The organism is Pseudomonas sp. PSKL.D1 (genome assembly GCF_028898945.1).
GTDB lineage: Bacteria > Pseudomonadota > Gammaproteobacteria > Pseudomonadales > Pseudomonadaceae > Aquipseudomonas.
This window is the reverse complement of the sequence record NZ_CP118607.1, coordinates 2,119,655-2,141,220: the sequence shown is the minus strand read 5'-3', so window position 1 is coordinate 2,141,220 and position 21,566 is coordinate 2,119,655. Positions and strand designations below refer to the sequence as shown.

Genomic DNA, 21,566 nt, shown 5'->3' with positions numbered 1-21,566 from the left:
CGTGTTGATCAGCCAACCTGCGCCGGTTCCAGCGCGGCAGGCGTGGGTTTGGAGGATTTGAGCCGGGACAGCAGCCAGGCCCCCAGCACGCCCACGATCGCCAGGGCGAACATGCCCGCGCGCGGGTCGGCGAACAGGGTTTCGGTGAGGGTCTTGAGGTTGGGTGCCACGAAGCCGCCGAGGTTGCCCAGCGAGTTGATCAGGGCGATGCCACTGGCGGCGGCCGCGCCGCTGAGGTAGCCGGTGGGCAAGGTCCAGAACAGCGGCTGCACGGCAACAAAGCCTGCGGCGGCGAAACAGAACGCCAGCACCACCAGTGGCAGGCTGCCGGCCAGTGCCGAGGCAGCAATGCCCGCCGCGGCCATGGCCAACATGGCCACCGCCAGTTGGCGATGCTTGCCGGTGCGGTCGGCATGGCGGGTGACCAGGCGCGTCACCACCAGGGCGCAGGCCCAGGGGATGGCGGTGTACAGGCCCACGCTCAGGCCCACCTCGCCATCGAGGAAGCTGGCAATGCGCGTCGGCAGGTAGAACACCACGCCGTACACGCTCATCTGCACGGTGAAATACACCAGGCAGAACTTCATCACCTGGCCGTTGCGCAATGCGCCCAGGAAGCCGTGCGGGCCTTGGGCCTGCTTTTGTGCGTCTTCTTCGGCCAGTTGGCTTTCCAGTGCATCCTTTTGCGCATCGCTCAGCCAGCGGGCATGGCGTGGGCGGTCAACCAGGTAGAAGTAGGCGGCAATGCCCACCAGCGAAGCCAGCAGCCCTTCAACCACGAACAGCCACTGCCAGTTGCGCAGGCCGAACACGTCATGAAACTCCAGCAGCCAGCCCGACAACGGGCCACCCAGCACCAGCGCCAGCGGCAGGCCAAAGTAGAACAGGCCCAGCGCCTGGGCGCGGCTGCGCTGCGGGAACCAGTAGGTGAGGTAGAGGATGATGCCGGGGAAGAAGCCGGCCTCGGCAATGCCCAGCAAGAAGCGCAGCACGTAGAAGGTGGTGGCGTTGTCGGCAAACATCATCGCCGCGCTGACCAGGCCCCAGGTGACCATGATGCGGCACAGCCAGACGCGGGCGCCCAGCCGGTGCAGCATCAGGTTGCTGGGCACCTCGAAACAGGCGTAGCCGATGAAGAAGATACTGGCACCGAAAGCGAAGGCGACGTCGCTCAGGCCGGTGTCAGCCTGCAGGAAGGCCCGGGCGTAACCGACGTTGGCGCGGTCGATGAAGGCCAGGACGTACATCAGGATGAGAAAGGGCAGTAGCCGCGCGCGGCTGGTGGAAATGGCCGAAGCCAGGGAGCTGGCGTGATCGCTCATGGAGGTGTCCCCGTTGGTGCCCTGTGTGCCCCGGGACGCTTTGGGGCGGGCTTTTTGTTGTTGGTGTTGGGGCGACTTTAGAGGGGGAAGGCCTGGCTGGATAATCACTTATGCGTATCCATCGATAGCCTGGGGTAATACCTTTTTGCGGTTCGGGGGTGGTGGGGTTATCGGATGGTTTGGGGGTGTTCGGTTTGAGGTGGATGTTGGTGTATAGATTGAGCGCCGCCCTGCGGCGCATCGCGGATAAATCCGCTCCTACAAGGGCCCGTGTAGGAGCGGATTTATCCGCGATGCGCCGCAAGGGCGGCGCTCGATTTCACAGGCGACCAATACCTATAAGCAGGCGTTGCGCCCCATGCGGCAGGCAATCTCGAAGGCCTGGCGGGTAGCGCCGACATTGGCCTTGCCCTGGCCCGCAATGTCGAATGCGGTGCCGTGGGCCGGGGTGGTGATCGGGATCGGCAGGCCACCCTGCACCGTGACACCCCGAGAGAAGCCCATCAGCTTGATGGCGATCTGGCCCTGGTCGTGGTACATGGTCACCACCGCGTCAAAGGCCTGGGCATCGCCCTGCACCTTCAAGAAGATCGTGTCCCCCGGGTAGGGGCCGTCGGCGTCGATGCCTTGCTCGCGCGCCAGCTGCACCGCCGGGCCGATGATGTCCAGCTCTTCGCGGCCAAAGCTGCCGTTGTCGCCGTTGTGCGGGTTCAGGCCACACACGCCGATGCGTGGGCGCTGCAAACCGTTGCGCTTGAGCGCGGTGTCGATCAGGCCAATGGCTTCGAGCACTCGCGCCTGGCTGAGCATGCCGGGCACCTCGGCCAATGCCACGTGGGAGGTCACCCGCGAAGTCCACAGGGCATCGAGCACGTTGAACTCACAGAACGGCCCGCTGAAATTCAGGCGCTCGGCAAACCAGTGCAGCTCGTCACTGTGGCCCATGCCGGCCATGTGCAGCGAGGTTTTGTTCAGCGGGCCGAACAGGATGGCGTCGGTCTTGCCCGTGTCGGTGAGCTCCAGCGCCACGGCCAAGGTGTCGAGGCTGTAACGCCCGCCAATCACGCTGGCTTCGCTACGCGGGAACTCACCCTGTGCAGCGCCGCGATAAGGGAACAGAAGCGGCGTGTCATCGGCAAAATCCAGTACGTCGAGCGAATCGATACGCCGGTACGGGAACTCACAACCCGCGATCTGCATGCCGCGGCGCATCTCCTGCTCATCGGCAATCAGCACCACGTGCGCCTTGCCGCGTACCTCGGGCTCGGCCAGCAGGCGGGCGATCAGTTCAGGCCCGATACCGGCCGGGTCACCCAGTACCATGGCCAGGCGTGGAAAGGTTGGCTTGTTCATGCGGGGGTCCTTGTGTGGGGCAACACCTGATTGACGCGCAAGGTGTCGGGCACGGTGCGGTACAGGCGCCGTGCGTTGCTGTAGAAAAGCTGTTGCTGGGCGGTGTGCGGCAGGTCGGCGACAATCTGCTTGAAGCCGCCATAAATGGTGTCGAAGCTGCCGCACAGGCCATCGACCGGGAAGTTGCTGGCAAACATCGCCCGCTCGCTGCCAAACAACGCGATGACCCGGCGCACGATCCAGGCGTTGTCCTCGGCACGCCAGGGTTGGCCGGCCTGGCCTATGCCCGAAATCTTCACCGCCACGTTGTCGCATTCGGCAAACCGCGCCATGGCCGCGTGCCAGTCCGCCAGGCCCTGGGGGCTGCGGTCCGACGGCAGGCCGGCGTGGTTCAGAATCAGCAACGTGTCGGGGAAGTCGCGCGCCAGGCGGGCCGCTTCATCGAGGTTCCACCACGGGGTCTGCAGGTCGAAATGCAGGCCATGGCGCGCAAGCTGCGCATAGCCATCGCGCCAGTTCACGTCGCTCATCAGGCTGTGCAGGCGCCCGACCTCCGCGGGGCACGATGGCCCGCCGGGCTTGTGGCGTACGCTGCGCACCCGCTCGAAAGCCGCCTGCTCGGCCAGCACCCGGGCGGCGTCCGGCGCATCCAGCCAGGCCTGGGCCACCACGGCATTGGGCGCCCCGTAACGGGCTGCCAGGCCATGGATGAAGCGCGTTTCACCCACGGGGTCACGCGGGTCCCATTCGGTTTCCACGTAGACGGTTTCGACCACCTGATGGGTGCCCGCATCACGCAGGTAATCCTCGGGGAAGTAGCGCCGCTTGATGGCAGTGTAATCCCCGTAACGAAACGGAATGTTCTGGCTGGCCGACAGCCACGGGTGCGGGTTGTTCAGCGGGTCCCAGAAGTGATGATGGGCATCGACGATCGGCCCTTCGTACAACTCAGCCATGGTGTACCTCGGTCTTGTCCAGCGAGATCAACAGCGTGCCGACGATGAACAGCCCCGAGCACAGGGCAAAAAAGCCGAGCACGGCCGGGTAGCCGCCCAGATGCTGCAACAGCACGCCCACCAGAATCGGCACCACGATGCCGCCCAGGCTGCCGGCCAGATTCATCACCCCACCGATCAGGCCCACCCGCGACGGTGCCGCGAGCAACGCCGGGAAGCTCCAGTACAAGCTGCCCCACATCAGGAAGAACGCCGTCAGCGACAGTAGCGCCACAGCCGCGTAGGCGTCGCTCAGGCCGGGCAGCAGCAGGAAGGCGCACAGCGCCACCAGGCCCGAGAACGTCAGCAGCCCTTTGGCGGCCAAACCACGGCGCACGCCCTTGCGGATCAGGGTGTCGCACAGGAAGCCGCCCACCAGCGAGCCCACCGCGCCACACAGGAAGATGATGAACGTGGCCGCCCCGATACCCTTGATGTCAAAACCACGGGCATGGGCCAGGTAGCTCGGCCCCCAGGTCAGCAAGCCGAAGAACACCATCGCCCAACTGGCGCGGCCCAACAGGATGCCGGTGAGCGAACGGGGCGCGATGCCCAGCCCCTTGGCCGGCCGTTGCGCCGCCTCGGCCAACGGTACAGCGCGGCCGTCGTTGATTTTGTCCAGCTCGGCGGCATTGACGGCGGCATGCTCGGCGGGGTTGTCGCGCAGGTAGTGCCAGGCCAGCCAGGCCATGGCCAATGTGGCGATACCGGCGACGAAGAAGGCGATGCGCCACGAGCCAAGCACGGCGATCAGGTAGGCGATGATCAAGCCGCCCAAGGCCGCACCCAGCGGGCCGCCGCAATCCATCAGCACCGCGCCGCGGCTGCGCTCGTTGGCGCCCAGCCACAAAGAGTTGAGTTTGCCGCCCGAGGGGAACAAGGGCGCCTCCGCAGCGCCCAGGGCAACCCGGGCGAACATCAGCGACAGGCCACCGGTGGCGAACGCCGCCAATGTCTGGAACGCGCCCCACAGGCCGGTGGACCAACCAATGACCCGGCGCGGGCCGAAGCGGTCGATCAACCAGCCACCGGGGATTTGTAACAACGCGTAAGCCCAAAAGAAACTGCTGAGGATCAGCCCCTGCATACTCGGCGAAAGCTCGAACTCCGCGGCAATGGTGGGCATGGCAATGGACAGCGAAACACGGTCGATCAGGTTGATCACCGTCAGGGCAAAAATGATTGCGAAGATGCGCCAGCGCACGTTGCTGGCCTTCAGCGCGACAGGCGTGTCGGCCGATTGCCCAGCGTGCAGCACAGTGGTGTGTGCCTGAGCCATGGGAGGTACCTCTGCTTGTTATTGTTGTAAGCCGGTGATGTCCGGCAGTGCCACTATGGCCGGGCCGTCGATAACCGTCTAATCAAAGCTGCTCATAGAGCCATTGCCTGTGGTTATCGCTCAGCTATAACCGCAGGCTATCGGTGTATGCGTAACTTTGAGTGGACGCTTATCGGTTAGCTGCGCAGACTTCGGTGACCCATAACAAAGACAACAAAGAGGTCCCCCATGCGAAGTCACATTTCGTCGCTGCTGGCCGCCTGCGGCCTGCTGTGTGTCACCGCCCTGCCCGCCCTTGCCGACACCTGGAAGCCCGAAAAGAATGTCGAGATCGTCGTGGCCGGTGGCCCCGGCGGCGGCACCGACCAGCTGGCGCGCCTGATCCAGCAAGCGATCAGCCAGCATCACCTGCTGGACGTCAACACCGTGGTACTGAACAAAGGCGGTGGCAACGGCGCCGAAGCCTTCCTCGACATGAAACTGGCCCAGGGCGATGCCCACAAGCTGGTGATCGGCACCAACAACGTGTACCTGCTGCCCTTGGTAGCCAAGCTGGGCTACCAGTGGACCGACCTCACCCCGGTGGCCGCCGTGGCCGAAGACGACTTCATTCTCTGGACCTACCAGGACGCCCCGTGGAGTGACGCCGCCGCGTTCAAGGGGGCGCTCGCAAGCAATACCGGCAAGATGCGCTTTGGCGGCAGCCAGTCCAAGGATGTGGACCAGACCCTGGCCCTGCTGATTGGCCAGCAGGTGGGCAGCAAGCTCACCTACATCCCCTTCAAAAGCGGCAGCGAGGCCTCCATCCAGCTGGCCGGCAAGCACATTGCCGCCAACCTCAACAACCCGGCCGAAAGCCTCAGCCAGTGGCGCGGCGGCCAGGTGCGGCCGCTGTGCGTGTTCAGCCGCGAGCGCATGATCTACCGCGACAAGGTCACCGCCGAGCAGTCCTGGGCCGACATCCCTACCTGCCATGAACAGGGCCTGGCCATCGAACAATACCGCTTCCCCCGTACCGTTTTCCTGCCCGGCGGGATCAGCGACGAACAGCGGGCGTTCTATGTGGAGGTGCTGCGCAAAGTCAGCCAGACGCCAGAGTTCAAGGCCTACATCGAGCGCTCGGCGCTGGCGCCGACCTTCCTCGAAGGCCAGGCGCTGGTGAGCTACATCGAACAGGACCGTGAACGCGTGATGCCACTGTTCAAGGACGCCGGCTGGCTGCGCCAGTGAGCGTGACAAGGGAGACCACCATGTCCACCACCAACGACGCGCCGCTGGTTGCCACCCGCTGGGTGGAAATCGGCCTGGCCCTGTTCACCGCCGCGCTGGGCGGCACCCTCATGTACGGCAGCCTGGCCATCGGCATTGGCTGGGGCGATGCCGGGCCAGAGGCGGGCTACTTCCCGTTCTACATCGGCCTGCTGCTGAGCTGCGCCAGCCTGGGCAACCTGCTGCTGGCCGTGGTGCGGCGCCAGGCCATGGCCGAAGCGTTCGTCGGGCGCCGGGCGTTTGCCCAGGTGCTGGCCGTATTCGTGCCGATTGCCGTGTACGTAGCGGCCATGCCATTGCTGGGCATCTACCTGGCTTCGGTGCTGTTCATCGGCGGGTTCATGTGGCGGGCGCGCAAGGCCGGGCAAGGCCACCGCTGGCTGACCATCGTGCTGATCCCCTGCTGCGCCGCACTCGCCAGTTACCTGATTTTTGCGCTGTGGTTCAAGGTGCCGCTGCAGGCCGGTGTGCTGGGTGACCTGGCGAGCTACCTGGGAGGGCTGCGGCCATGAGTGAAATCGATTCGTTGATGCAGGGCATGAGCCTGATCCTCACCGCCCACCACCTGGGCCTGATGGTGGTGGGCGTGCTGCTGGGCATACTGGTCGGTGTGCTGCCGGGGCTGGGTGCACCCAACGGCGTGGCACTGCTGTTGCCGCTGACCTTCACCATGGAGCCGGTGTCGGCGATCATCCTGCTGTCGTGCATGTACTGGGGGGCGTTGTTCGGCGGTTCGATCACCTCGATCCTGTTCAACATCCCCGGCGAGCCGTCATCGGTGGCGACCACCTTCGATGGCTACCCCATGGCCCGCAACGGCCAGGCCGGCGAAGCCCTGACGGCGGCGTTCACCTCGGCACTGCTCGGTGCGCTGGTGGGCGTGTTGCTGCTGACATTCCTGTCTACTCACATTGCCAAGTTCGCCATGGAGTTCAGCTCGCCGGAGTTCTTTGCGGTGTACCTGCTGGCGTTTTGCACCTTCATCGGCCTGAGCAAGAACCCGCCGCTGAAGACGGTGGTGGCGATGATGATCGGCTTTGGCATGGCCGCGGTGGGCATGGACACGGTGAGCGGCGAACTGCGCCTGACCTTCGACCAACCCTGGCTGCTGTCGGGCCTGAGCTTCGAGGTGGCGGTGATCGGCCTGTTCGGCATCGGCGAAATCCTCTGCACCGTGGAAGAAGGCCTGGTATTCCGTGGTGAGCGGGCACGCATTACGCCGATGGTGATCTTGCGCACCTGGGCCAAGCTGCCCCGCTACTGGCTGACCTGGCTGCGCAGCGCCCTGGTCGGCTGCTGGATGGGTGTGACCCCGGGTGGCCCGACGGCCGCGTCGTTCATGAGCTACAGCCTGGCGCGGCGCTTCTCGAAAAACCGCGAGCGCTTCGGCAGTGGCGAGGTGGAAGGCGTGATTGCGCCGGAAACCGCCGACCACAGTGCCGGCACCAGCGCCCTGCTGCCGATGCTCACCCTGGGCATCCCCGGCTCGGCCACGGCAGCGGTGATGCTGGGCGGGTTGATGATCTGGGGCCTGCACCCGGGGCCGACGTTGTTCGTCGAACAGCACGATTTTGTCTGGGGCCTGATTGCCAGCATGTACCTGGGCAACGTCGTCAGCCTGATCGTGGTGCTGGCCACGGTGCCGCTGTTTGCCTCGATCCTGCGCATCCCGTTCTCGATCATTGCGCCGATCATCATCATGGTCTGCGCCATTGGTGCCTACTCGGTGCACAACTCGATGACCGACGTGGGCCTGATGCTGGTGTTCGGTGCGCTGGGCTACCTGTTCAAGAAACTCGGCTACCCCATCGCACCGCTGGTGCTGGCCGCCGTGCTGGGTGACAAGGCAGAGGATGCGTTCCGCCAGTCGATGCTGTTTTCGGACGGGCAGTTGTCGATCTTCTGGTCCAACCCACTGGTGGGCAGCCTGACCTGCGCGGCGCTGTTGATGCTGTGCTGGCCGTTGCTGGCCAAAGGCATCAGCGGCCTGCGTACCTTGCTTGGCCGCACGCTGGCCCGGCGCATCGCCTGACCCGCCACCGCGCGGGAGCTCCTGTGCCCCTGCGCGGCTGGCGCCCTCCCCCAATTCTTGTCAATCTTGGCCCTCCCCATGACCACGAGCCAGACCATGTCCCGCATCCCCGACGCCAACATCATCCACAGCCGCCTGCGTTTGCGGCAACTGCGCCTGATGCTGGCCCTGGATGAGCTGGGCTCGCTGCGCCGCGCCGCCGAGGAAATCGGCATGACCCAACCGGCCGCAACCAAGATGCTGCATGAAGCCGAAGACTTGCTGGGCGTCGAGCTGTTCGAACGCCTGGCACGCGGCATGCGCCCCACCCCGTTTGGCGAAACGCTGATTTACTACGCACGCATGATCTTTGCCGAGCTGTCGGGCATGCGCGAGGAAATGGTCGCCCTGGAGTCAGGCAACCTGGGCCGGGTCACCATCGGCGCCATCCCGGCGCTGGCTTCGGGTTTGCTCACCCGCACCATTGCCACGCTCAAGCAAAGCCACCCGCGCCTGTCGATGAGCCTGCAGGTGGACACCAGTGACGTGCTGGTGCAAGCCCTGCAGCAGGACCAACTGGATGTGGTACTGGGGCGCATCCCCAGCAACGCACGCACCGACGACCTGCAGTTCGACAGCCTGGGTGAAGAAGACCTGTGCGTGATCGCCGGCGCCCAACACCCCTTGGCCAAGCAGAAAAAACTGGCCTGGACCGAGCTTCAGGACATGACCTGGGTGCTGCAGCAGCACCCCAGCCCGATGCGCACCATCGTCAACCAGGCGTTCCACAATGCGCGCATCGACCTGCCCAGCAGCATCGTCGAAACCACTTCGATCATGACCCTGCTGTCACTGCTGCAGCAAACCGACATGATCGGCATCACCCCCCGCTCGGTGGTCGACGACTACCCGGGGCGGCACCTGCTAGCCGTGCTGCCCATCCAGCTTGAACCGCGCCTGCCGCCGTACGGTTTGATCACCCGGCGCAATCGCGTGCACTCCTCGGCCATGCAGACGTTCATGGCGGCGGTACACCTGGAGCAAAGCCGATCGGAGTAAAGCGCCGCATCGCACAATTGAAAACCATTCTCGATTGCTTCACACTGCCGCCGCGCCGCATCGGCGACCACAGGGCTTGAGGCACGGCAATGGCAGACCCATCGACACAACTGGAAGTGTTCCTCGGCGTACGCCGGGAGCTGGTGAGTTACGCCTCCACCATTACCGGTGACCGCGCCCAGGCCGAAGACATCGTGCAGGAAGCGTGGATCCGCTTCACCCCCGCCGCCGCGGTCGAACAGCCGGTGGCCTACCTGTACCGCATCGTGCGCAACCTGGCGCTGGACCTCAAACGCAGCCGCAGCCGCGAACAGGCACGCCAGGCCACGGCCCCGGCCTGGCTGCAACCCGGGCTAGGCGCGGACCCCGCTGACAACTGCCAGCACAGCATGCTGCTCGACCGCCTCAACACCGCCCTGCAAGCCCTGCCCGAAGCCAGCCGACAGGCGCTGGAAATGCACCGCTTTGGTGGCTGCACCCTGGCGCAGATCGCCGAGCGCCTGGGCGTTTCCCTGAGCACCGCGCATCGCCTGCTGCGCGACGCCCTTGCCCGCTTGGCCGAGGAAGTCGAGGAGCCCGACGTGGGCGGGGGCAGCCATGAAGCTTGACCCGCAGGTGCTGGAGCAAGCCGCCGACTGGCACCTGCGTTTGCAGGAGGAGCCGGGCTGCCGGGTGGAGTTCGACACCTGGCTGGCAAGCGACCCCGCCCACCAAGCCGCCTGGCAGCGCATGCAGACGCTGTGGGGCGCCTTGGGCGAACTGCCGCAGGCAAACCCTGCCCCGACACCGCCAGTGGTGGCCCGGCGCAAGCGGCGCTGGCCTGCGCTGGCTGCCGCGGCCAGCATCGCCGGGCTGGCCGTGCTCAGCGCACCGCAGGCACAGCTTGCGCTGCAAGCCGACTACCGCACCGGCAGCGGCGAAACCCGCGAAGTGCGGTTGGCTGATGGCTCACGCATCACCTTGGCGCCGCACAGTGCGTTGAAGGTGGACAGCGACAACCCCCGGGCTGTCGAACTGCTGCAAGGCCAGGCCTACTTCAAGGTCGCCCACGACGCCGCGCACCCCTTTACTGCCCAGGCTGGCGAGTTGTCGGTGCGGGTGCTGGGCACCGCCTTCGACCTCTCGCTGGCGGCGCAACATGCCGAGGTTGCGCTAGAGGAAGGCTCGGTGCAGGCAGAAAGCCGCGCCTACCCCTTGAGCGAACGCCTGGCCCCAGGCCAACGCCTGGATTTCAGCTGGCCCTCCGGCCGTGTCGAGCGCTCCCAGGTGGCGCCAACCCAAGTCGCCAGTTGGCGCACCGGTGACCTGTTCGTGGAGGACATGCCCGTGCGCGAACTTGCCAACCAGCTGCAACGCTACAGCGGCGGCTGGGTGATCGTCGCCGAACCGCTGCGCGACAAGCGCATCACCGGGGTGTTTGACGTGCGTAACCCCGAACGGGCCTACGCCGCGCTGGCGCAATCACTGGGCACGCGCGCACGGCAAATCACCCCTTGGGTACGCGTAGTGGGCGATTTTTAAGTTTTTTTTCGTCAGGCTGAAAAAAATCCGCGAGCACGTCGTCTTTCAACGTCCTTTTGAGAATTTGTCTCAAATGAAACTCAGACGTATGAAGGATCGATACCATGCCGCGTTTCTACCCGCTGCCGTCCCTGGCACTGGTGCTGTTGTTGCCGATCAACACCGGCTGGGCTGCCGAAGCCCCCGCTGAACGACGCACTGCGTCCTATGCCATGGCGGCGCAGCCCTTGGCCAGTGCGCTGGCGCAGTTTGCCCGGCAGAACGGCCTGCAGCTGAGTTTCGACGCGGCGCTGGCGCAGGGGCGCATGGCCCCGGCGTTGAATGGGCAGCTCTCGGAAAGCGACGCCCTGCAACGCCTGCTGCAAGGTTCGGGGCTGGGCTGGTCGCTCACCCCGGAGCGCACCTTGCTGCTGTACCCGGTTACCCAGGACGGTGCGCTGAACCTGGCGCCCTCCACCGTCAACGCCAACCACTATGTGGAGCGCGCCGACGGCCCGGTGCAGGGCTACCGCGCTACCCGCAGCGCCACCGGTACCAAGACCGACACCGCCCTGCGCGACATCCCGCAATCGATCCAGGTGGTGTCGCGCCAGGTGATGGAGGACCAGCAGTCCAACAGCCTGGGCGAGGTGCTGGCCAACGTCAGCAGCGTGCAGCGCGGCAACACCCACGGTGGCTCGTCGGAAGCCTTCGTGATCCGGGGTTTCAAGGCCAACACCTACGCGATCGACGGCATGGCCATGAACCCGCTGGTGTCTCGCCCGGAAGCGCTGCGCGACCTGGCCAACGTCGAGCGCGTAGAGGTGCTCAAGGGGCCGGCGTCGGTGTTGTACGGGCGCGGCAACCCGGGCGGCCTGATCAACCTGGTCACCCGCCAGCCCTCGTTCGAACCTGAGGCACGGGTAAAGGCACAGGTGGGCAGTTACGACTTCTATCGCCTGGAGGCCGACGCCAGCAACGCGCTGAACGCCGACAAAACCCTGGCCGGCCGCCTGACCATGGCCACCCAGACCGACCGTGGCTTTCGCGACACCTTCCGGGACAGCAAGCGCACCTATGTGTCGCCCACCCTGCGCTGGGCACCCAGCGACGCCACGCGGGTGGATGCCGGCCTGGACTTCATCAACCAGACCAGCCCGTTCGACCGCGGCCTGCTGCCGCAGAACGGCAAGATCAACATGCCCGCCGACCGTTTCCTGCACGAGCCCTGGTCGCGCGACAAGGCTGACAAGTTCTCGGCCTGGTACAAGGCCGAACATGACGTCAACGACTGGCTGACCCTGCGCCAGATGACCCGCTGGGACCAGTCGCACAAAGACCGTTACGTGGTCGACCTGCGCGGCATCGGCAGTGACGGCCGTACCCTGGCACGCCGCGCCACCGACGGCAACGAACGCATCAGCACCCTCGACGCGCAGTTCGAGGCCATTGCCCGCTTCGACACTGGCGGCATTCAGCACACGGCACTGGCCGGTATCGAATACATCGACGGCCGCCGCGTGGTCGCCAGCGACCGCGCTTCACTGGCCTCCATCGATATTTACGAGCCGGTATACGGTGCGCTGCCGGGGCCGTTCCGCTTCAATGAAAAGTCCAAGTACAACCTGGAGTCCTACAGTTTCTACCTGCAGGACCAGATCGACCTGAGCAGCCAGTGGAAGCTGTTGCTGGGCGCGCGTTACGACGACACACGCCAGCGCAACACCACCACCAATTCCGACTACGAAGTCACCCGCACCGACCTCGACCCGAGCAAGGTGTCGCCCCGGGCAGGCCTGGTGTATCAGCCCACCGACTGGCTGGCGCTGTACACCAGTTACAGCACCTCTTTTACCCCGCAAAACGACATCCAGCGCAGTGGCAGCGTGCTCGACCCCGAGGAAGGTACGCAGTATGAAGTGGGCGCCAAGTTCGACCTGATTCCGGACCGCCTGAGTGCCACGTTGGCGGTGTTCGAAATCACCCGCGAGAACGTCGCCGCGCCCGACCCCGCCGACGATAACTACTCGGTGCAAACCGGCGAGCAGCGCGTGCGCGGCATCGAGCTGGACGTAAGCGGCACGCCGCTGCCGGGTTGGGAAATCATCGGCAACATCAGCGCGCTGCAGGCCAAGGTCACCCAGGACACCGTCATCGAAGAAGGCAACCGCCTGGAAGGCGTGCCGATCATGAGTGGCTCGCTGTGGAGCAGCTACCAGCTGCAGGAAGGCCCGCTGGCGGGGCTTGGCTTTGGTACCGGGGTCACGGCGGTGGGCGAGCGCCAGGGCAACATCGAAAACACCTACGACGTGGGCGGCTATGCCCGCGTTGACGCCAGCGTGTTCTACGACATCGACGAAAACGTGCGGGTGTCGCTCAATGGCCGCAACCTGTTCGACCGCAAGTACATCGAAATCGTCGCGGGCACTGATGGCAACTATGCAGGCGACCCGGCGGAACTGGTGGCCACCGTGAGTGCGAAGTTTTGACCGCGCCGGCCTCCCTGCACCTGGCGTGGCGTGGCATCCAGCGCAGGCGCCTGCTGATTTGCGGGGCGCTGGCCCTGGCGCTGCTGGGTAGCCTGCTGGGCGACATTGCCTTGGGCAGCACCGCGTTTGCGCCGATCGACGTGCTGCACGCCTTGCTCGGCAGCCCGTCGGTAGACCCGGACACGCTGGTCATCGTGCGCGAACTGCGCCTGCCCTTCGCACTGATGGCCGTGCTGGTGGGCGCTGCGCTGTCGCTGGCCGGTGCCGAGATGCAGACCATCCTCAACAACCCACTGGCCAGCCCATTCACCCTGGGCGTGTCGTCGGCGGCGTCGCTGGGGGCCGCGTTGGCCATCGTGCTCGACCTGGGTGTACCGGGGGTGCCGGGCGGTGCGCTGGTCACTGCCAATGCCTTCGTGTTTGCCTTTGCCTCGGTGCTGTTGCTGCAGGCCGTGGCCGGGCTCACCGGCGGCGTGCAAAGCCTGGTGCTGTTCGGTATCGCGCTGGTGTTCAGCTTCAATGCCATGGTTGCCCTGCTGCAATACCTGGCCAGCGCCGATGCCCTGCAGCAGCTGGTGTTCTGGAGCATGGGCAGCCTGAGCCGGGCCAGTTGGCCGGCGGTGCAGACGCTGGGGGTGGTGTTGCTGTTGGTGGTGCCGTTCAGCCTGCGGGCAGCCTGGCAGATGACTACCTTGCGCCTGGGTGAGGAACGTGCCGAAACCTTGGGGGTCGACGTAGCCCGGCTGCGCTTTGGCGCGTTGCTGCGCATCAGCCTGCTGGCGGCTACGGCAGTGGCGTTCGTCGGCACCATCGGCTTCATCGGCCTGGTGGGGCCGCATATCGCACGCATGCTGATTGGCGAGGACCACCGTTACTTTCTGCCGGTCAGCGCCATGACCGGGGCACTGATCATGTCGCTGTCGGCCATCGTCAGCAAGCAGCTGATACCCGGCGTGGTGCTGCCGGTGGGTATCGTCACCGCCATCGTCGGCGTACCGCTGTTCATGACGTTGATCCTGAAGCGGGGGCGCCCATGAGCAGCCTGCATGTGCACGACCTTACGGTGGGCTACAAGCGCAACACAGTGCTGCACGGCATCACCCTGCCTGCGTTGGCGGCAGGCGAACTGGTGGCGCTGGTAGGCCCGAACGGCGCGGGCAAGTCGACCTTGTTGCGCAGCCTTGCCGGCCTGCTGCCAAGTGCTCACGGGAGCGTACGCTTCGACACCCTCGACCTGCTGCGTGCCAACCGCCGCGAACGCGCACAGGTGCTTGGCTTCATGCCCCAGGCGCTGCCCGATGGCATTGCCCTGAGCGTGCTGGAAACCCTGCTCGGCGCCTTGCGTGGCGGTGACCCGCGCGCCGCGCTGGGCAATGCCCGCCAGCAGCAGGAACGCGCTTACGCCGTGCTGGAGAGGCTGGGCATTCTGCACCTTGCCTTGCGCCCGCTGGACGCGTTGTCGGGTGGGCAACGGCAGATGGTCAGCCTGGCCCAGGCCGTGATCCGCCAACCTCGCCTGCTGCTGCTCGACGAGCCCACCAGCGCGCTGGACCTGCGCTACCAGAACGATGTAATGGCCACGGCACGTTCACTGGCCGACGAAGGCCGGCTGGTCATTGTGGTGCTGCACGATCTGGGCCTGGCCGCACGCTGGGCCGACCGCTTGGTGGTACTGCAGAACGGGCACCTGCATGCCGCCGGCCCACCGGTGCATACCCTCACCCCGCGCATGCTGGCCGAGGTGTACCGAGTGCAGGCACGGGTGGAAGCCTGCACCCAAGGACGTGTGCAAATCCTCGTGGACGGGGCTGTGTCATGACGCTGGCCACCATCCGGTGTGCCATCTGGCTGATGCTACTGCTGTGCCTGCCACTGCACGCCGCCACCTACCCGCGCACCGTCACCGACCTGGCCGGGCGCCAGGTGACGCTGCAGCACGCCCCGCAGCGCATCTTGCTGCAAGACAGCAACGACCTGCTGACGCTCGCCCTGCTCGACCGCGACAACCCGCTGCAGCGGGTAATAGCCTGGGGTAACAACCTGGCCAGCTCCGACCCGGCGCTGTGGCACGTGGTGGCCGAGCGCTGGCCGCAAGCCACGCACATCCGCCAGGTCGAATTCATGCAAAGCGGCCAGATCGACATCGAAGGCCTGCTGCGCACCCACCCGGACCTGGTTATCGCACGCCTGGAGGCACAGCCCGCCATTGAAAACACCGTGCTGTACAGCGTGCTTGAACGGCTGGGCATCCCGCTGCTGTATGTCGACAACGAACAAGACCCGCTTCAGCACGTGCCGCGCAGCGTGGCACTGCTGGGCCAGGCGCTGGCCAGGGAAGCCCAGGCGCAGGCCTATCTGACGGCCTACGACCAGCGCCTGCGCACCCTGCTCGCAACCGCCCACGGGCTGCCCGCCCCCCGGGTGTTCGTCGAAGCACGGGCCGGCCAGGCCGGCACCGGTGGCTGCTGCCATACCCAGGGCGACAGCGGCTGGGGCTTGCTGGTGCAGCATGTCGGTGGCATCAACCTCGGCTCGCAGTACCTGCGCAGCGCCTCGGCAGACGTCGCGCTGGAAACGCTGATCCTCAGCAAACCCGACCTGTACCTGATGACCGGCACCCAACGCGTGCGCAATGGCGTGACGGCTATTCCGTTCGGCTACGGCGCCAGCACGGCCGACGTGCACACGGCCTTGCAAAGGCTGATGCAGCGGCCAGGCTTTGCGGCCCTGGCACCGGCAGCAGATGCCTGCGTGCAAGGCCTGAACCACCAGTTTTACAACAGCGTGTTCAACATCGTTGGGGCGCAGTGGCTGGCCAAACTGTTCTGGCCGCAGCATTTTGCCGACCTCGACCCGGACCACGAATACCGGCAGCTGATTGCCGAATTCACCACCCTGCCAGCCCGCCCGTTCGTGTTCCACGGGCAGGCCTGCTTCGCCAACCTGGATGCCCCATGATCGCCTCACTCAAAACCTGGGCCCGCCGCCTGAAAAGCAACCTGATCCTATTGTGGCTGTGCCTGCGCCAGCCGCACATGCCAAAGCTGGCGTGGCTGGTGAGCCTGGCAACCGTGGCCTACGCCTTCAGCCCGATCGACTTGATCCCGGACTTCATCCCGGTGCTGGGGTTTGTGGATGATGTGATTCTGCTGCCTTTGGGCATTGCCCTGGCCTTGCGGCTGATCCCCCCGGCGATGCTCGCGCAGTGCCGGCCCGAGGCAGAGCGCCTGGCAGGTCAGAAGGTGGTGTTCAAGGGGCGGTGGGTGATGGCCGGCGCCATCGTGCTGGCGTGGGCGGCATTGATGGGTTGGTTTATCAGCCTGGTGTAACTGCGCAATCGGGCCGGCCACGCGGGGGTTGACGCACGCGGCGCGGGGCAAGCCTTAAAGCCCCACTCGCGGCCAGACGGTCATGCCGAACCGCCCGCAGGCAGCTATCGTTGCTTGTCTGGGCAACGGCTACCGACCGAGGGCGATGCCATGAACACCAGTGATCTACTCGAACAACTGCTTCGGGCCGGGCAAGGCTCGCAAGCGCAGCAAGGGCGCGGTGGCATGCCATCGCAAGACGGCTTGGGCGGCTTGCTGGGCGGCCTGCTCGGGGGCGGCAACGCAAGCGGTGGCGGCGCTGGCCTTGGCGGGTTACTCGGTGGCCTGCTGGGGGGCGGTAACGCGGGCGGCGCCACCCAGGGGCGCACCGCAGGCGGGATGAACTACGCCGCGCTGGCGTCATTGGGCATGATGGCGTTCCAGGCCTTTCAAAGCTGGCAGCGCAGCCAGGCTGCGGCCGCCCCGCAGCAGGCCGTGCGTACCGTCGATCAGCTGGCTGGCCCCGAGGCCGAGCAGCACAGCCACGCCATTTTGCGTGCACTGATTGCGGCGGCCAAGGCTGACGGGCGCATCGACCCGCAGGAAGAACAGCTGATCTACGCTGAAATCAAGCGCCACACCAGCGACCCGCAACTGCAGCAATGGCTGGATGACGAAGTCGGCAAGCCACTGGATGCAGCCGAGGTGGCGCAGTCGGCCCAGGACCCGGCCATGGCAGCGGAAATGTACCTCGCCAGCGTGATGCTGGTGGATGACCAGCAGCCCGCCGAACGGGCCTACCTTGACGACCTGGCCAGCGCCCTGCAGATCGACCCGACGTTGCAGGTGCACCTGGAACAACAGGCCAAAAGCGTTGCCTGAGTGGGTTGCCAGGGCCTTGCGCCCAAGAAAGCAGCGGCAATTTATCTTGTTTAGGCTGCTCTCAAGGGCTGCATGGCATATCCTTGCACCACGCAATCAACTTCGAAGCAGTGAATTGAACGATGGGTTTTGAACAACTAGCAGCACTCCGTGACCGCCTGCGGGCTGAAAAAGAGCAAACCAAGGCCGAGCGCCCACCCCAGGTGAAGCGCAAGCCCGCTGCACAGGCCAAGCCCCGTGAGCAGGATCCGGCGGTGGCAGCGATCTGGCCATTGCAGAAGCATTTCCCCTTGGCCTTCCCGGTCAACCCGGCGCCCAAGGTTCCCCTGAAGGAAGGCATTTTCAAGGACGCCGAGCAACACCTGGAGCTGCTCGGCATCACCGCTGAACAACTCAAGCTCGGCATCTCCACCTGGTGCCGCGGCGCCCGGTACTGGGCAAGCATGGTTGAAGGTGCAGCGCGGCTGGACCTGAATGGGCAGGCAGCGGGCACGGTTACGGCGGCTCAGGCGCAGTATGCGAAGCAGCAGGCGTTCAAGCAGCGTGGGCAGGAGCGGCGTAATCGGGCGAAGGCGAAGGCGAGTGTTGCGGCGCCGGTGGGCGATGGTGCTGTGGAGCAGGTTGCGGACTGAGTACGGGTAGGCTGGCGGCGATACCGAACAGGGGGCTGTACCGTGTTCGGTTCTCGCTTGCGTGGCGCAAAGGCGATCGCGGCGCTAGCCTAAAAAAACCCCGCATATGCGGGGTTCGGAGTCAGACTCGCCTTAAGGCGGCCTCATAGACTTCATCATCACGTCGAGCCCCGACGCACAGGACCACAACGATTTCAGTACCCTGAATACGGTAGACGACGCGAACATCGCCCGTCCCGTATACGGCGGCATCCAGCCAGCACACCCCTCAGGGGCTTACCGAGCTTATCGGGTTCACCTTCCGCAATGCGCTCGCGCACCACCTTCAGGATTCTCCTCGCCTCGGCAGTACCGAGCTGCCTGAGGTCAGTATCTACTTCGGGGTGGAACTTAACGCTCCAGCGCGCGGGCAGGCCCAAATCACACTGTGATCAGTTATCCAGTTCATCCTTGATGATCTTGCCGTCGTGCGGATCAACCTGGAATTCGTATCGTTTGCCATCGGCCTTGAGGCCCTCGCCTTCCCAGTGGCCATCGTCGGCTTCGATCTTGGTGATCTGGGTGTAGCCTGCGCCTTTCAAGGTGGCCTCAGCCTGATCCTTGTTCACCTTCCAGTCAGCACCGGGCGTATCAGCCCATGCAGAAGTAGCCCCCATGGCACCAACCAATGCAAGGCCAGTGAACAGTCGAGTCATCGCTTTCATCGCTAACATCCTTTTTGCCGGGAATGCGAAGCATGCGACCTGGCCGTCACGGTTAGGGTTCAGTCGGAAAGTGTGTGTGGCAAGAAAAGATCGACCGTGTAGGCGCTCAGGACGGTGATCGAGCTGCAAATGTTCTGGCAAGTAGCTTCAGCCATGGCCTGCACACCTGGATCCCGCCTCTTCAGGGTACGACTCGTATGCCATAAACCGTGAGCGATCTTCCGTATCGGTTGCTCCATTCGCGCCGTACTGGCCGTTACGACGGGCACATTCGTAGTCAGCCTCGGCACGCGTAGGGAAGTTCAAGGTCAGCCGGGTCTTGTTGTGATTATCGTAGAGGTCGAAGCCTACCCCAGAATCGCGGGGAACGCCGATGCGGCGAGGAAAAACCTCTTTTTCCATGGGTACAGCGGGAACCACAACAAAGCGTATCTGCATGATCATCCCTCATCGGGCATGACTTAAGTATTAGTCTTGTTGTGGAGAAACCTCAAGGCTATTCATGCTGTATGACGGCTGGGGCATGGATGCGCTCAGGCATTAAGTTCCTGTTAAGGATCGCGCCGTAGTCTTCTCAATCAGGCAATGAGCCCCGCGCCCGGTTGATGAGGAGAGATGCGACATGGAAGCTGCACTGGCGAAGAAATGGAAATGCCTGGCTCGGACAATCACGTATGTGGGTTGGGCGCTGTTCTGGCTATTGCTGTGGGACGTCGCCGTCACGCTGGATGCGATGCTCGTGGCGGGCTACGGGTTCGAGCTGCCATTGATGCCCCTGACACTGCTGTGTTCAGCGCTGGTGGTGCTGATCAGTTTCCGCAACTCCAGCGCTTACAACCGCTGGTGGGAAGCACGCACATTGTGGGGGTCGATGGTCAACAGTTCGAGAAGCTATGGCCGCCAGGTGCTGACGCTGATCGACGATGACCAGCACGCCAATCCGGTCAAGGCCCGGCTTATTCAGCGTCACGTAGCTTACCTGCAGGCTTTGCGGATGCATCTTCAAGGGAAACGGGACATCTCTGTATTAGCGCCGCTGCTGTCCGACCACGACCTGCAACTGCTCACCTCAGCGAGCAATTTACCAAACGACATCCTCAGCGGCTCCGCAGAGATCATCGCCCGGGAGTTTCAGGAAGGCCGCCTGGACAGCATCCGCCTGGCCCGCCTTGAGTCCACGTTGGTCGATATCTCAAACTGGCAAGGCGGAATGGAACGGATTGCCAATACGCCACTCCCCTACCCGTATACCTACTTCCCCAGGATATTCAGCACCCTGTTTTGCGTGATCATGCCGCTCAGCCTGGTGCCCTCCTTGGGCTGGTTCACCCCAGTCGTCTCCACGGTGGTAGGTTGCATGCTGCTGGCCATGGAGCGAATTGGCACCGACCTGCAAGCACCATTCGGGCATGGCCAGCACAGCATTCGTACTCATGAGTTTTGCCGGAACATCGAGAAGAATCTTCAGTCGATGTTCAACTCACCGGAGCGTGGGGTGTTGTCGCTGACGCCGTGCGTTGCTATGGAAGGGCAGCGCTGAGACATGGCCTTTACGGCTTGACGTTTACATGCACGCCCGCGAAATCAACCAAACAAAGAAAGTGCTGGAAGCGCTTACGAAGTGAATCGTTCCCAAGGGTGGTCCCAAGCGGCGATTTCCACACCCCAAAAACGCAAAAAGCCCTGAATAATCAGGGCTTTGAATATGGCGGAAGCGTAGAGATTCGAACTCTAGGATAGTTGCCCATCGACGGTTTTCAAGACCGTTGCCTTAAACCACTCGGCCACGCTTCCAGCTCGTTTTGCGGGCGCCATAATACCTTAATGAAACACGCTGTCAAACTCTCTGTGTCGCGGGTTGCCGTAGCTCTGATAGACTCGATCGCATCTGAATGTTTCAAACCACAGGAGTGTCGCCATGCGCGAACAGGATTATGCCGTTCACCACGGCCAGCAGGTCGAGCAGCAGGAGGTCAGCAAGGTCCTGCGCAACACGTACAGCCTGCTGGCGCTCACCCTCGCCTTCAGCGGTGTCATGGCCTTCGTGGCCCAGCAGATGCGTGTCGGGTACCCGAACATCTTCGTGGTGCTGATCGGCTTCTATGGTCTGTTCTTCCTCACCAACAAGCTGCGTGACTCGGCGTGGGGCCTGGTGTCCACCTTCGCCCTCACCGGCTTCATGGGCTTCATCCTCGGCCCTATCCTCAACCGCTACCTCGGCATGGCCGGTGGCGCGGAAGTGGTCAGCTCGGCGTTTGCCATGACCGCACTGGTATTCGGTGGCTTGTCGGCGTACGTGCTGATTACCCGCAAGGACATGAGCTTCCTCAGCGGCTTCATCACTGCTGGCTTCTTCGTGCTGCTGGGCGCCGTGGTGGCGAGCTTCTTTTTCCAGATCAGCGGCCTGCAACTGGCAATCAGCGCTGGCTTCGTGCTGTTCTCGTCGGTGTGCATCCTGTTCCAGACCAGCGCGATCATCCACGGTGGCGAACGTAACTACATCATGGCGACCATCAGCCTGTATGTGTCGATCTACAACCTGTTTGTGAGCCTGCTGCAGCTGTTTGGCATCATGAGCAGCGACGACTGATACCGCTCGAGTGCAGTTGGAGAAAGCCCGCTTCGGCGGGCTTTTTTTCGTCTTGAGAATGGTGTGGGGCTGCGGGGTGTTCGCCGTGAAGTGTTTGGCGCCTGTGAAATCGAGCGCCGCCCGCGCGGCGCATCGCGGATAAATCCGCTCCTACATCTGTTGCAATGTGGCCA

At 64.3% G+C, this 21,566-nt stretch carries 20 protein-coding genes, 1 tRNA gene and 1 pseudogene; 15 read left to right on the top strand and 7 right to left on the bottom strand.

What is annotated here, in order from left to right:
• Positions 1 to 8: 8 nt before the first annotated feature.
• From PVV54_RS09525 to PVV54_RS09510, 4 genes are all read right to left on the bottom strand, one after another.
• Entirely contained in the window at positions 9 to 1,322 is a 1,314-nt protein-coding gene (locus tag PVV54_RS09525) for an MFS transporter (RefSeq protein ID WP_274909679.1), read from the bottom strand.
• A gap of 336 nt (positions 1,323 to 1,658) precedes the next feature.
• Positions 1,659 to 2,675, bottom strand: a complete 1,017-nt coding sequence (locus tag PVV54_RS09520; protein WP_274909678.1) for a 4-hydroxythreonine-4-phosphate dehydrogenase PdxA — start codon at positions 2,673 to 2,675, stop codon at positions 1,659 to 1,661.
• Positions 2,672 to 3,631, bottom strand: a complete 960-nt coding sequence (locus PVV54_RS09515; RefSeq protein ID WP_274909677.1) for an amidohydrolase family protein — start codon at positions 3,629 to 3,631, stop codon at positions 2,672 to 2,674. The genes PVV54_RS09520 and PVV54_RS09515 overlap by 4 nt, the downstream gene beginning before the upstream one ends.
• Positions 3,624 to 4,949 carry an MFS transporter gene (locus tag PVV54_RS09510; RefSeq protein ID WP_274909676.1) on the bottom strand — a complete coding sequence of 442 codons (1,326 nt, stop codon included), beginning with the start codon at positions 4,947 to 4,949 and terminating at the stop codon, positions 3,624 to 3,626. Before PVV54_RS09510 ends, PVV54_RS09515 begins: the two co-directional genes overlap by 8 nt.
• A 228-nt stretch (positions 4,950 to 5,177) precedes the next feature.
• On the opposite strand from PVV54_RS09510, the gene PVV54_RS09505 reads away from it, so the two are divergent.
• The 13 genes from PVV54_RS09505 (at position 5,178) to PVV54_RS09445 (ending at position 18,099) form a co-directional block, all read left to right on the top strand.
• Complete coding sequence (locus PVV54_RS09505; protein ID WP_274909675.1) at positions 5,178 to 6,179, top strand: Bug family tripartite tricarboxylate transporter substrate binding protein; 1,002 nt, start codon at positions 5,178 to 5,180, stop codon at positions 6,177 to 6,179.
• 20 nt (positions 6,180 to 6,199) lie between these two features.
• Positions 6,200 to 6,730, top strand: coding sequence for a tripartite tricarboxylate transporter TctB family protein (locus PVV54_RS09500; protein WP_274909674.1), 531 nt, complete (start codon positions 6,200 to 6,202; stop codon positions 6,728 to 6,730).
• Positions 6,727 to 8,250, top strand: a complete 1,524-nt coding sequence (locus tag PVV54_RS09495) for a tripartite tricarboxylate transporter permease (protein ID WP_274909673.1) — start codon at positions 6,727 to 6,729, stop codon at positions 8,248 to 8,250. The genes PVV54_RS09500 and PVV54_RS09495 overlap by 4 nt, the downstream gene beginning before the upstream one ends.
• A 96-nt stretch (positions 8,251 to 8,346) precedes the next feature.
• On the top strand, positions 8,347 to 9,288 hold the full coding sequence (locus PVV54_RS09490; RefSeq protein WP_274909672.1) for a LysR family transcriptional regulator: 942 nt from the start codon (positions 8,347 to 8,349) through the stop codon (positions 9,286 to 9,288).
• A gap of 89 nt (positions 9,289 to 9,377) precedes the next feature.
• Positions 9,378 to 9,896, top strand: coding sequence for an RNA polymerase sigma factor (locus PVV54_RS09485; RefSeq protein WP_274909671.1), 519 nt, complete (start codon positions 9,378 to 9,380; stop codon positions 9,894 to 9,896).
• Entirely contained in the window at positions 9,886 to 10,809 is a 924-nt protein-coding gene (locus PVV54_RS09480; protein ID WP_274909670.1) for a FecR family protein, read from the top strand. Before PVV54_RS09485 ends, PVV54_RS09480 begins: the two co-directional genes overlap by 11 nt.
• 104 nt (positions 10,810 to 10,913) lie before the next feature.
• Positions 10,914 to 13,277, top strand: coding sequence for a TonB-dependent siderophore receptor (locus tag PVV54_RS09475; RefSeq protein ID WP_274909669.1), 2,364 nt, complete (start codon positions 10,914 to 10,916; stop codon positions 13,275 to 13,277).
• Positions 13,274 to 14,314 carry a FecCD family ABC transporter permease gene (locus tag PVV54_RS09470; protein ID WP_446731443.1) on the top strand — a complete coding sequence of 347 codons (1,041 nt, stop codon included), beginning with the start codon at positions 13,274 to 13,276 and terminating at the stop codon, positions 14,312 to 14,314. The genes PVV54_RS09475 and PVV54_RS09470 overlap by 4 nt, the downstream gene beginning before the upstream one ends.
• Positions 14,311 to 15,096, top strand: a complete 786-nt coding sequence (locus PVV54_RS09465; protein ID WP_274909668.1) for an ABC transporter ATP-binding protein — start codon at positions 14,311 to 14,313, stop codon at positions 15,094 to 15,096. The genes PVV54_RS09470 and PVV54_RS09465 overlap by 4 nt, the downstream gene beginning before the upstream one ends.
• Positions 15,093 to 16,235 (top strand): ABC transporter substrate-binding protein, encoded by a 1,143-nt coding sequence (locus tag PVV54_RS09460; protein ID WP_274909667.1) that lies wholly within the window; start codon positions 15,093 to 15,095, stop codon positions 16,233 to 16,235. Before PVV54_RS09465 ends, PVV54_RS09460 begins: the two co-directional genes overlap by 4 nt.
• Entirely contained in the window at positions 16,232 to 16,606 is a 375-nt protein-coding gene (locus tag PVV54_RS09455; protein WP_274909666.1) for a YkvA family protein, read from the top strand. Before PVV54_RS09460 ends, PVV54_RS09455 begins: the two co-directional genes overlap by 4 nt.
• A 150-nt stretch (positions 16,607 to 16,756) precedes the next feature.
• Complete coding sequence (locus tag PVV54_RS09450; RefSeq protein ID WP_274909665.1) at positions 16,757 to 17,467, top strand: tellurite resistance TerB family protein; 711 nt, start codon at positions 16,757 to 16,759, stop codon at positions 17,465 to 17,467.
• A gap of 122 nt (positions 17,468 to 17,589) precedes the next feature.
• Positions 17,590 to 18,099 (top strand): ProQ/FinO family protein, encoded by a 510-nt coding sequence (locus tag PVV54_RS09445; protein ID WP_274909664.1) that lies wholly within the window; start codon positions 17,590 to 17,592, stop codon positions 18,097 to 18,099.
• Between the two features lie 431 nt (positions 18,100 to 18,530).
• On the opposite strand, the gene PVV54_RS09440 is transcribed toward PVV54_RS09445, so the two are convergent.
• Positions 18,531 to 18,803, bottom strand: a complete 273-nt coding sequence (locus tag PVV54_RS09440) for a PepSY domain-containing protein (RefSeq protein WP_274909663.1) — start codon at positions 18,801 to 18,803, stop codon at positions 18,531 to 18,533.
• 234 nt (positions 18,804 to 19,037) lie between these two features.
• Positions 19,038 to 19,247, bottom strand: a pseudogene (locus tag PVV54_RS09435) (hypothetical protein); the annotation flags it as partial.
• 178 nt (positions 19,248 to 19,425) lie between these two features.
• On the opposite strand from PVV54_RS09435, the gene PVV54_RS09430 reads away from it, so the two are divergent.
• Positions 19,426 to 20,343: a bestrophin family protein gene (locus PVV54_RS09430; RefSeq protein WP_274909662.1), complete on the top strand. Its 918-nt coding sequence runs from the start codon at positions 19,426 to 19,428 to the stop codon at positions 20,341 to 20,343.
• A 166-nt stretch (positions 20,344 to 20,509) separates the two neighbouring features.
• On the opposite strand, the gene PVV54_RS09425 is transcribed toward PVV54_RS09430, so the two are convergent.
• Positions 20,510 to 20,597: transfer RNA gene (locus tag PVV54_RS09425), tRNA-Ser, on the bottom strand.
• Positions 20,598 to 20,721: 124 nt separating this feature from the next.
• Between PVV54_RS09425 and PVV54_RS09420 the strand changes: the two genes are divergently transcribed.
• On the top strand, positions 20,722 to 21,393 hold the full coding sequence (locus tag PVV54_RS09420) for a Bax inhibitor-1/YccA family protein (protein WP_274909661.1): 672 nt from the start codon (positions 20,722 to 20,724) through the stop codon (positions 21,391 to 21,393).
• Positions 21,394 to 21,566 lie beyond the last annotated feature (173 nt).

What these genes read in the sequence shown, in the direction of transcription:
- PVV54_RS09525 (WP_274909679.1), bottom strand. Translation starts at nt 1,322, where the DNA reads ATGAGCGATCACGCCAGCTCCCTGGCTTCGGCCATTTCCACCAGCCGC.
- PVV54_RS09520 (WP_274909678.1), bottom strand. Translation starts at nt 2,675, where the DNA reads ATGAACAAGCCAACCTTTCCACGCCTGGCCATGGTACTGGGTGACCCG.
- PVV54_RS09515 (WP_274909677.1), bottom strand. Translation starts at nt 3,631, where the DNA reads ATGGCTGAGTTGTACGAAGGGCCGATCGTCGATGCCCATCATCACTTC.
- PVV54_RS09510 (WP_274909676.1), bottom strand. Translation starts at nt 4,949, where the DNA reads ATGGCTCAGGCACACACCACTGTGCTGCACGCTGGGCAATCGGCCGAC.
- PVV54_RS09505 (WP_274909675.1), top strand. Translation starts at nt 5,178, where the DNA reads ATGCGAAGTCACATTTCGTCGCTGCTGGCCGCCTGCGGCCTGCTGTGT.
- PVV54_RS09500 (WP_274909674.1), top strand. Translation starts at nt 6,200, where the DNA reads ATGTCCACCACCAACGACGCGCCGCTGGTTGCCACCCGCTGGGTGGAA.
- PVV54_RS09495 (WP_274909673.1), top strand. Translation starts at nt 6,727, where the DNA reads ATGAGTGAAATCGATTCGTTGATGCAGGGCATGAGCCTGATCCTCACC.
- PVV54_RS09490 (WP_274909672.1), top strand. Translation starts at nt 8,347, where the DNA reads ATGTCCCGCATCCCCGACGCCAACATCATCCACAGCCGCCTGCGTTTG.
- PVV54_RS09485 (WP_274909671.1), top strand. Translation starts at nt 9,378, where the DNA reads ATGGCAGACCCATCGACACAACTGGAAGTGTTCCTCGGCGTACGCCGG.
- PVV54_RS09480 (WP_274909670.1), top strand. Translation starts at nt 9,886, where the DNA reads ATGAAGCTTGACCCGCAGGTGCTGGAGCAAGCCGCCGACTGGCACCTG.
- PVV54_RS09475 (WP_274909669.1), top strand. Translation starts at nt 10,914, where the DNA reads ATGCCGCGTTTCTACCCGCTGCCGTCCCTGGCACTGGTGCTGTTGTTG.
- PVV54_RS09465 (WP_274909668.1), top strand. Translation starts at nt 14,311, where the DNA reads ATGAGCAGCCTGCATGTGCACGACCTTACGGTGGGCTACAAGCGCAAC.
- PVV54_RS09460 (WP_274909667.1), top strand. Translation starts at nt 15,093, where the DNA reads ATGACGCTGGCCACCATCCGGTGTGCCATCTGGCTGATGCTACTGCTG.
- PVV54_RS09455 (WP_274909666.1), top strand. Translation starts at nt 16,232, where the DNA reads ATGATCGCCTCACTCAAAACCTGGGCCCGCCGCCTGAAAAGCAACCTG.
- PVV54_RS09450 (WP_274909665.1), top strand. Translation starts at nt 16,757, where the DNA reads ATGAACACCAGTGATCTACTCGAACAACTGCTTCGGGCCGGGCAAGGC.
- PVV54_RS09445 (WP_274909664.1), top strand. Translation starts at nt 17,590, where the DNA reads ATGGGTTTTGAACAACTAGCAGCACTCCGTGACCGCCTGCGGGCTGAA.
- PVV54_RS09440 (WP_274909663.1), bottom strand. Translation starts at nt 18,803, where the DNA reads ATGAAAGCGATGACTCGACTGTTCACTGGCCTTGCATTGGTTGGTGCC.
- PVV54_RS09430 (WP_274909662.1), top strand. Translation starts at nt 19,426, where the DNA reads ATGGAAGCTGCACTGGCGAAGAAATGGAAATGCCTGGCTCGGACAATC.
- PVV54_RS09420 (WP_274909661.1), top strand. Translation starts at nt 20,722, where the DNA reads ATGCGCGAACAGGATTATGCCGTTCACCACGGCCAGCAGGTCGAGCAG.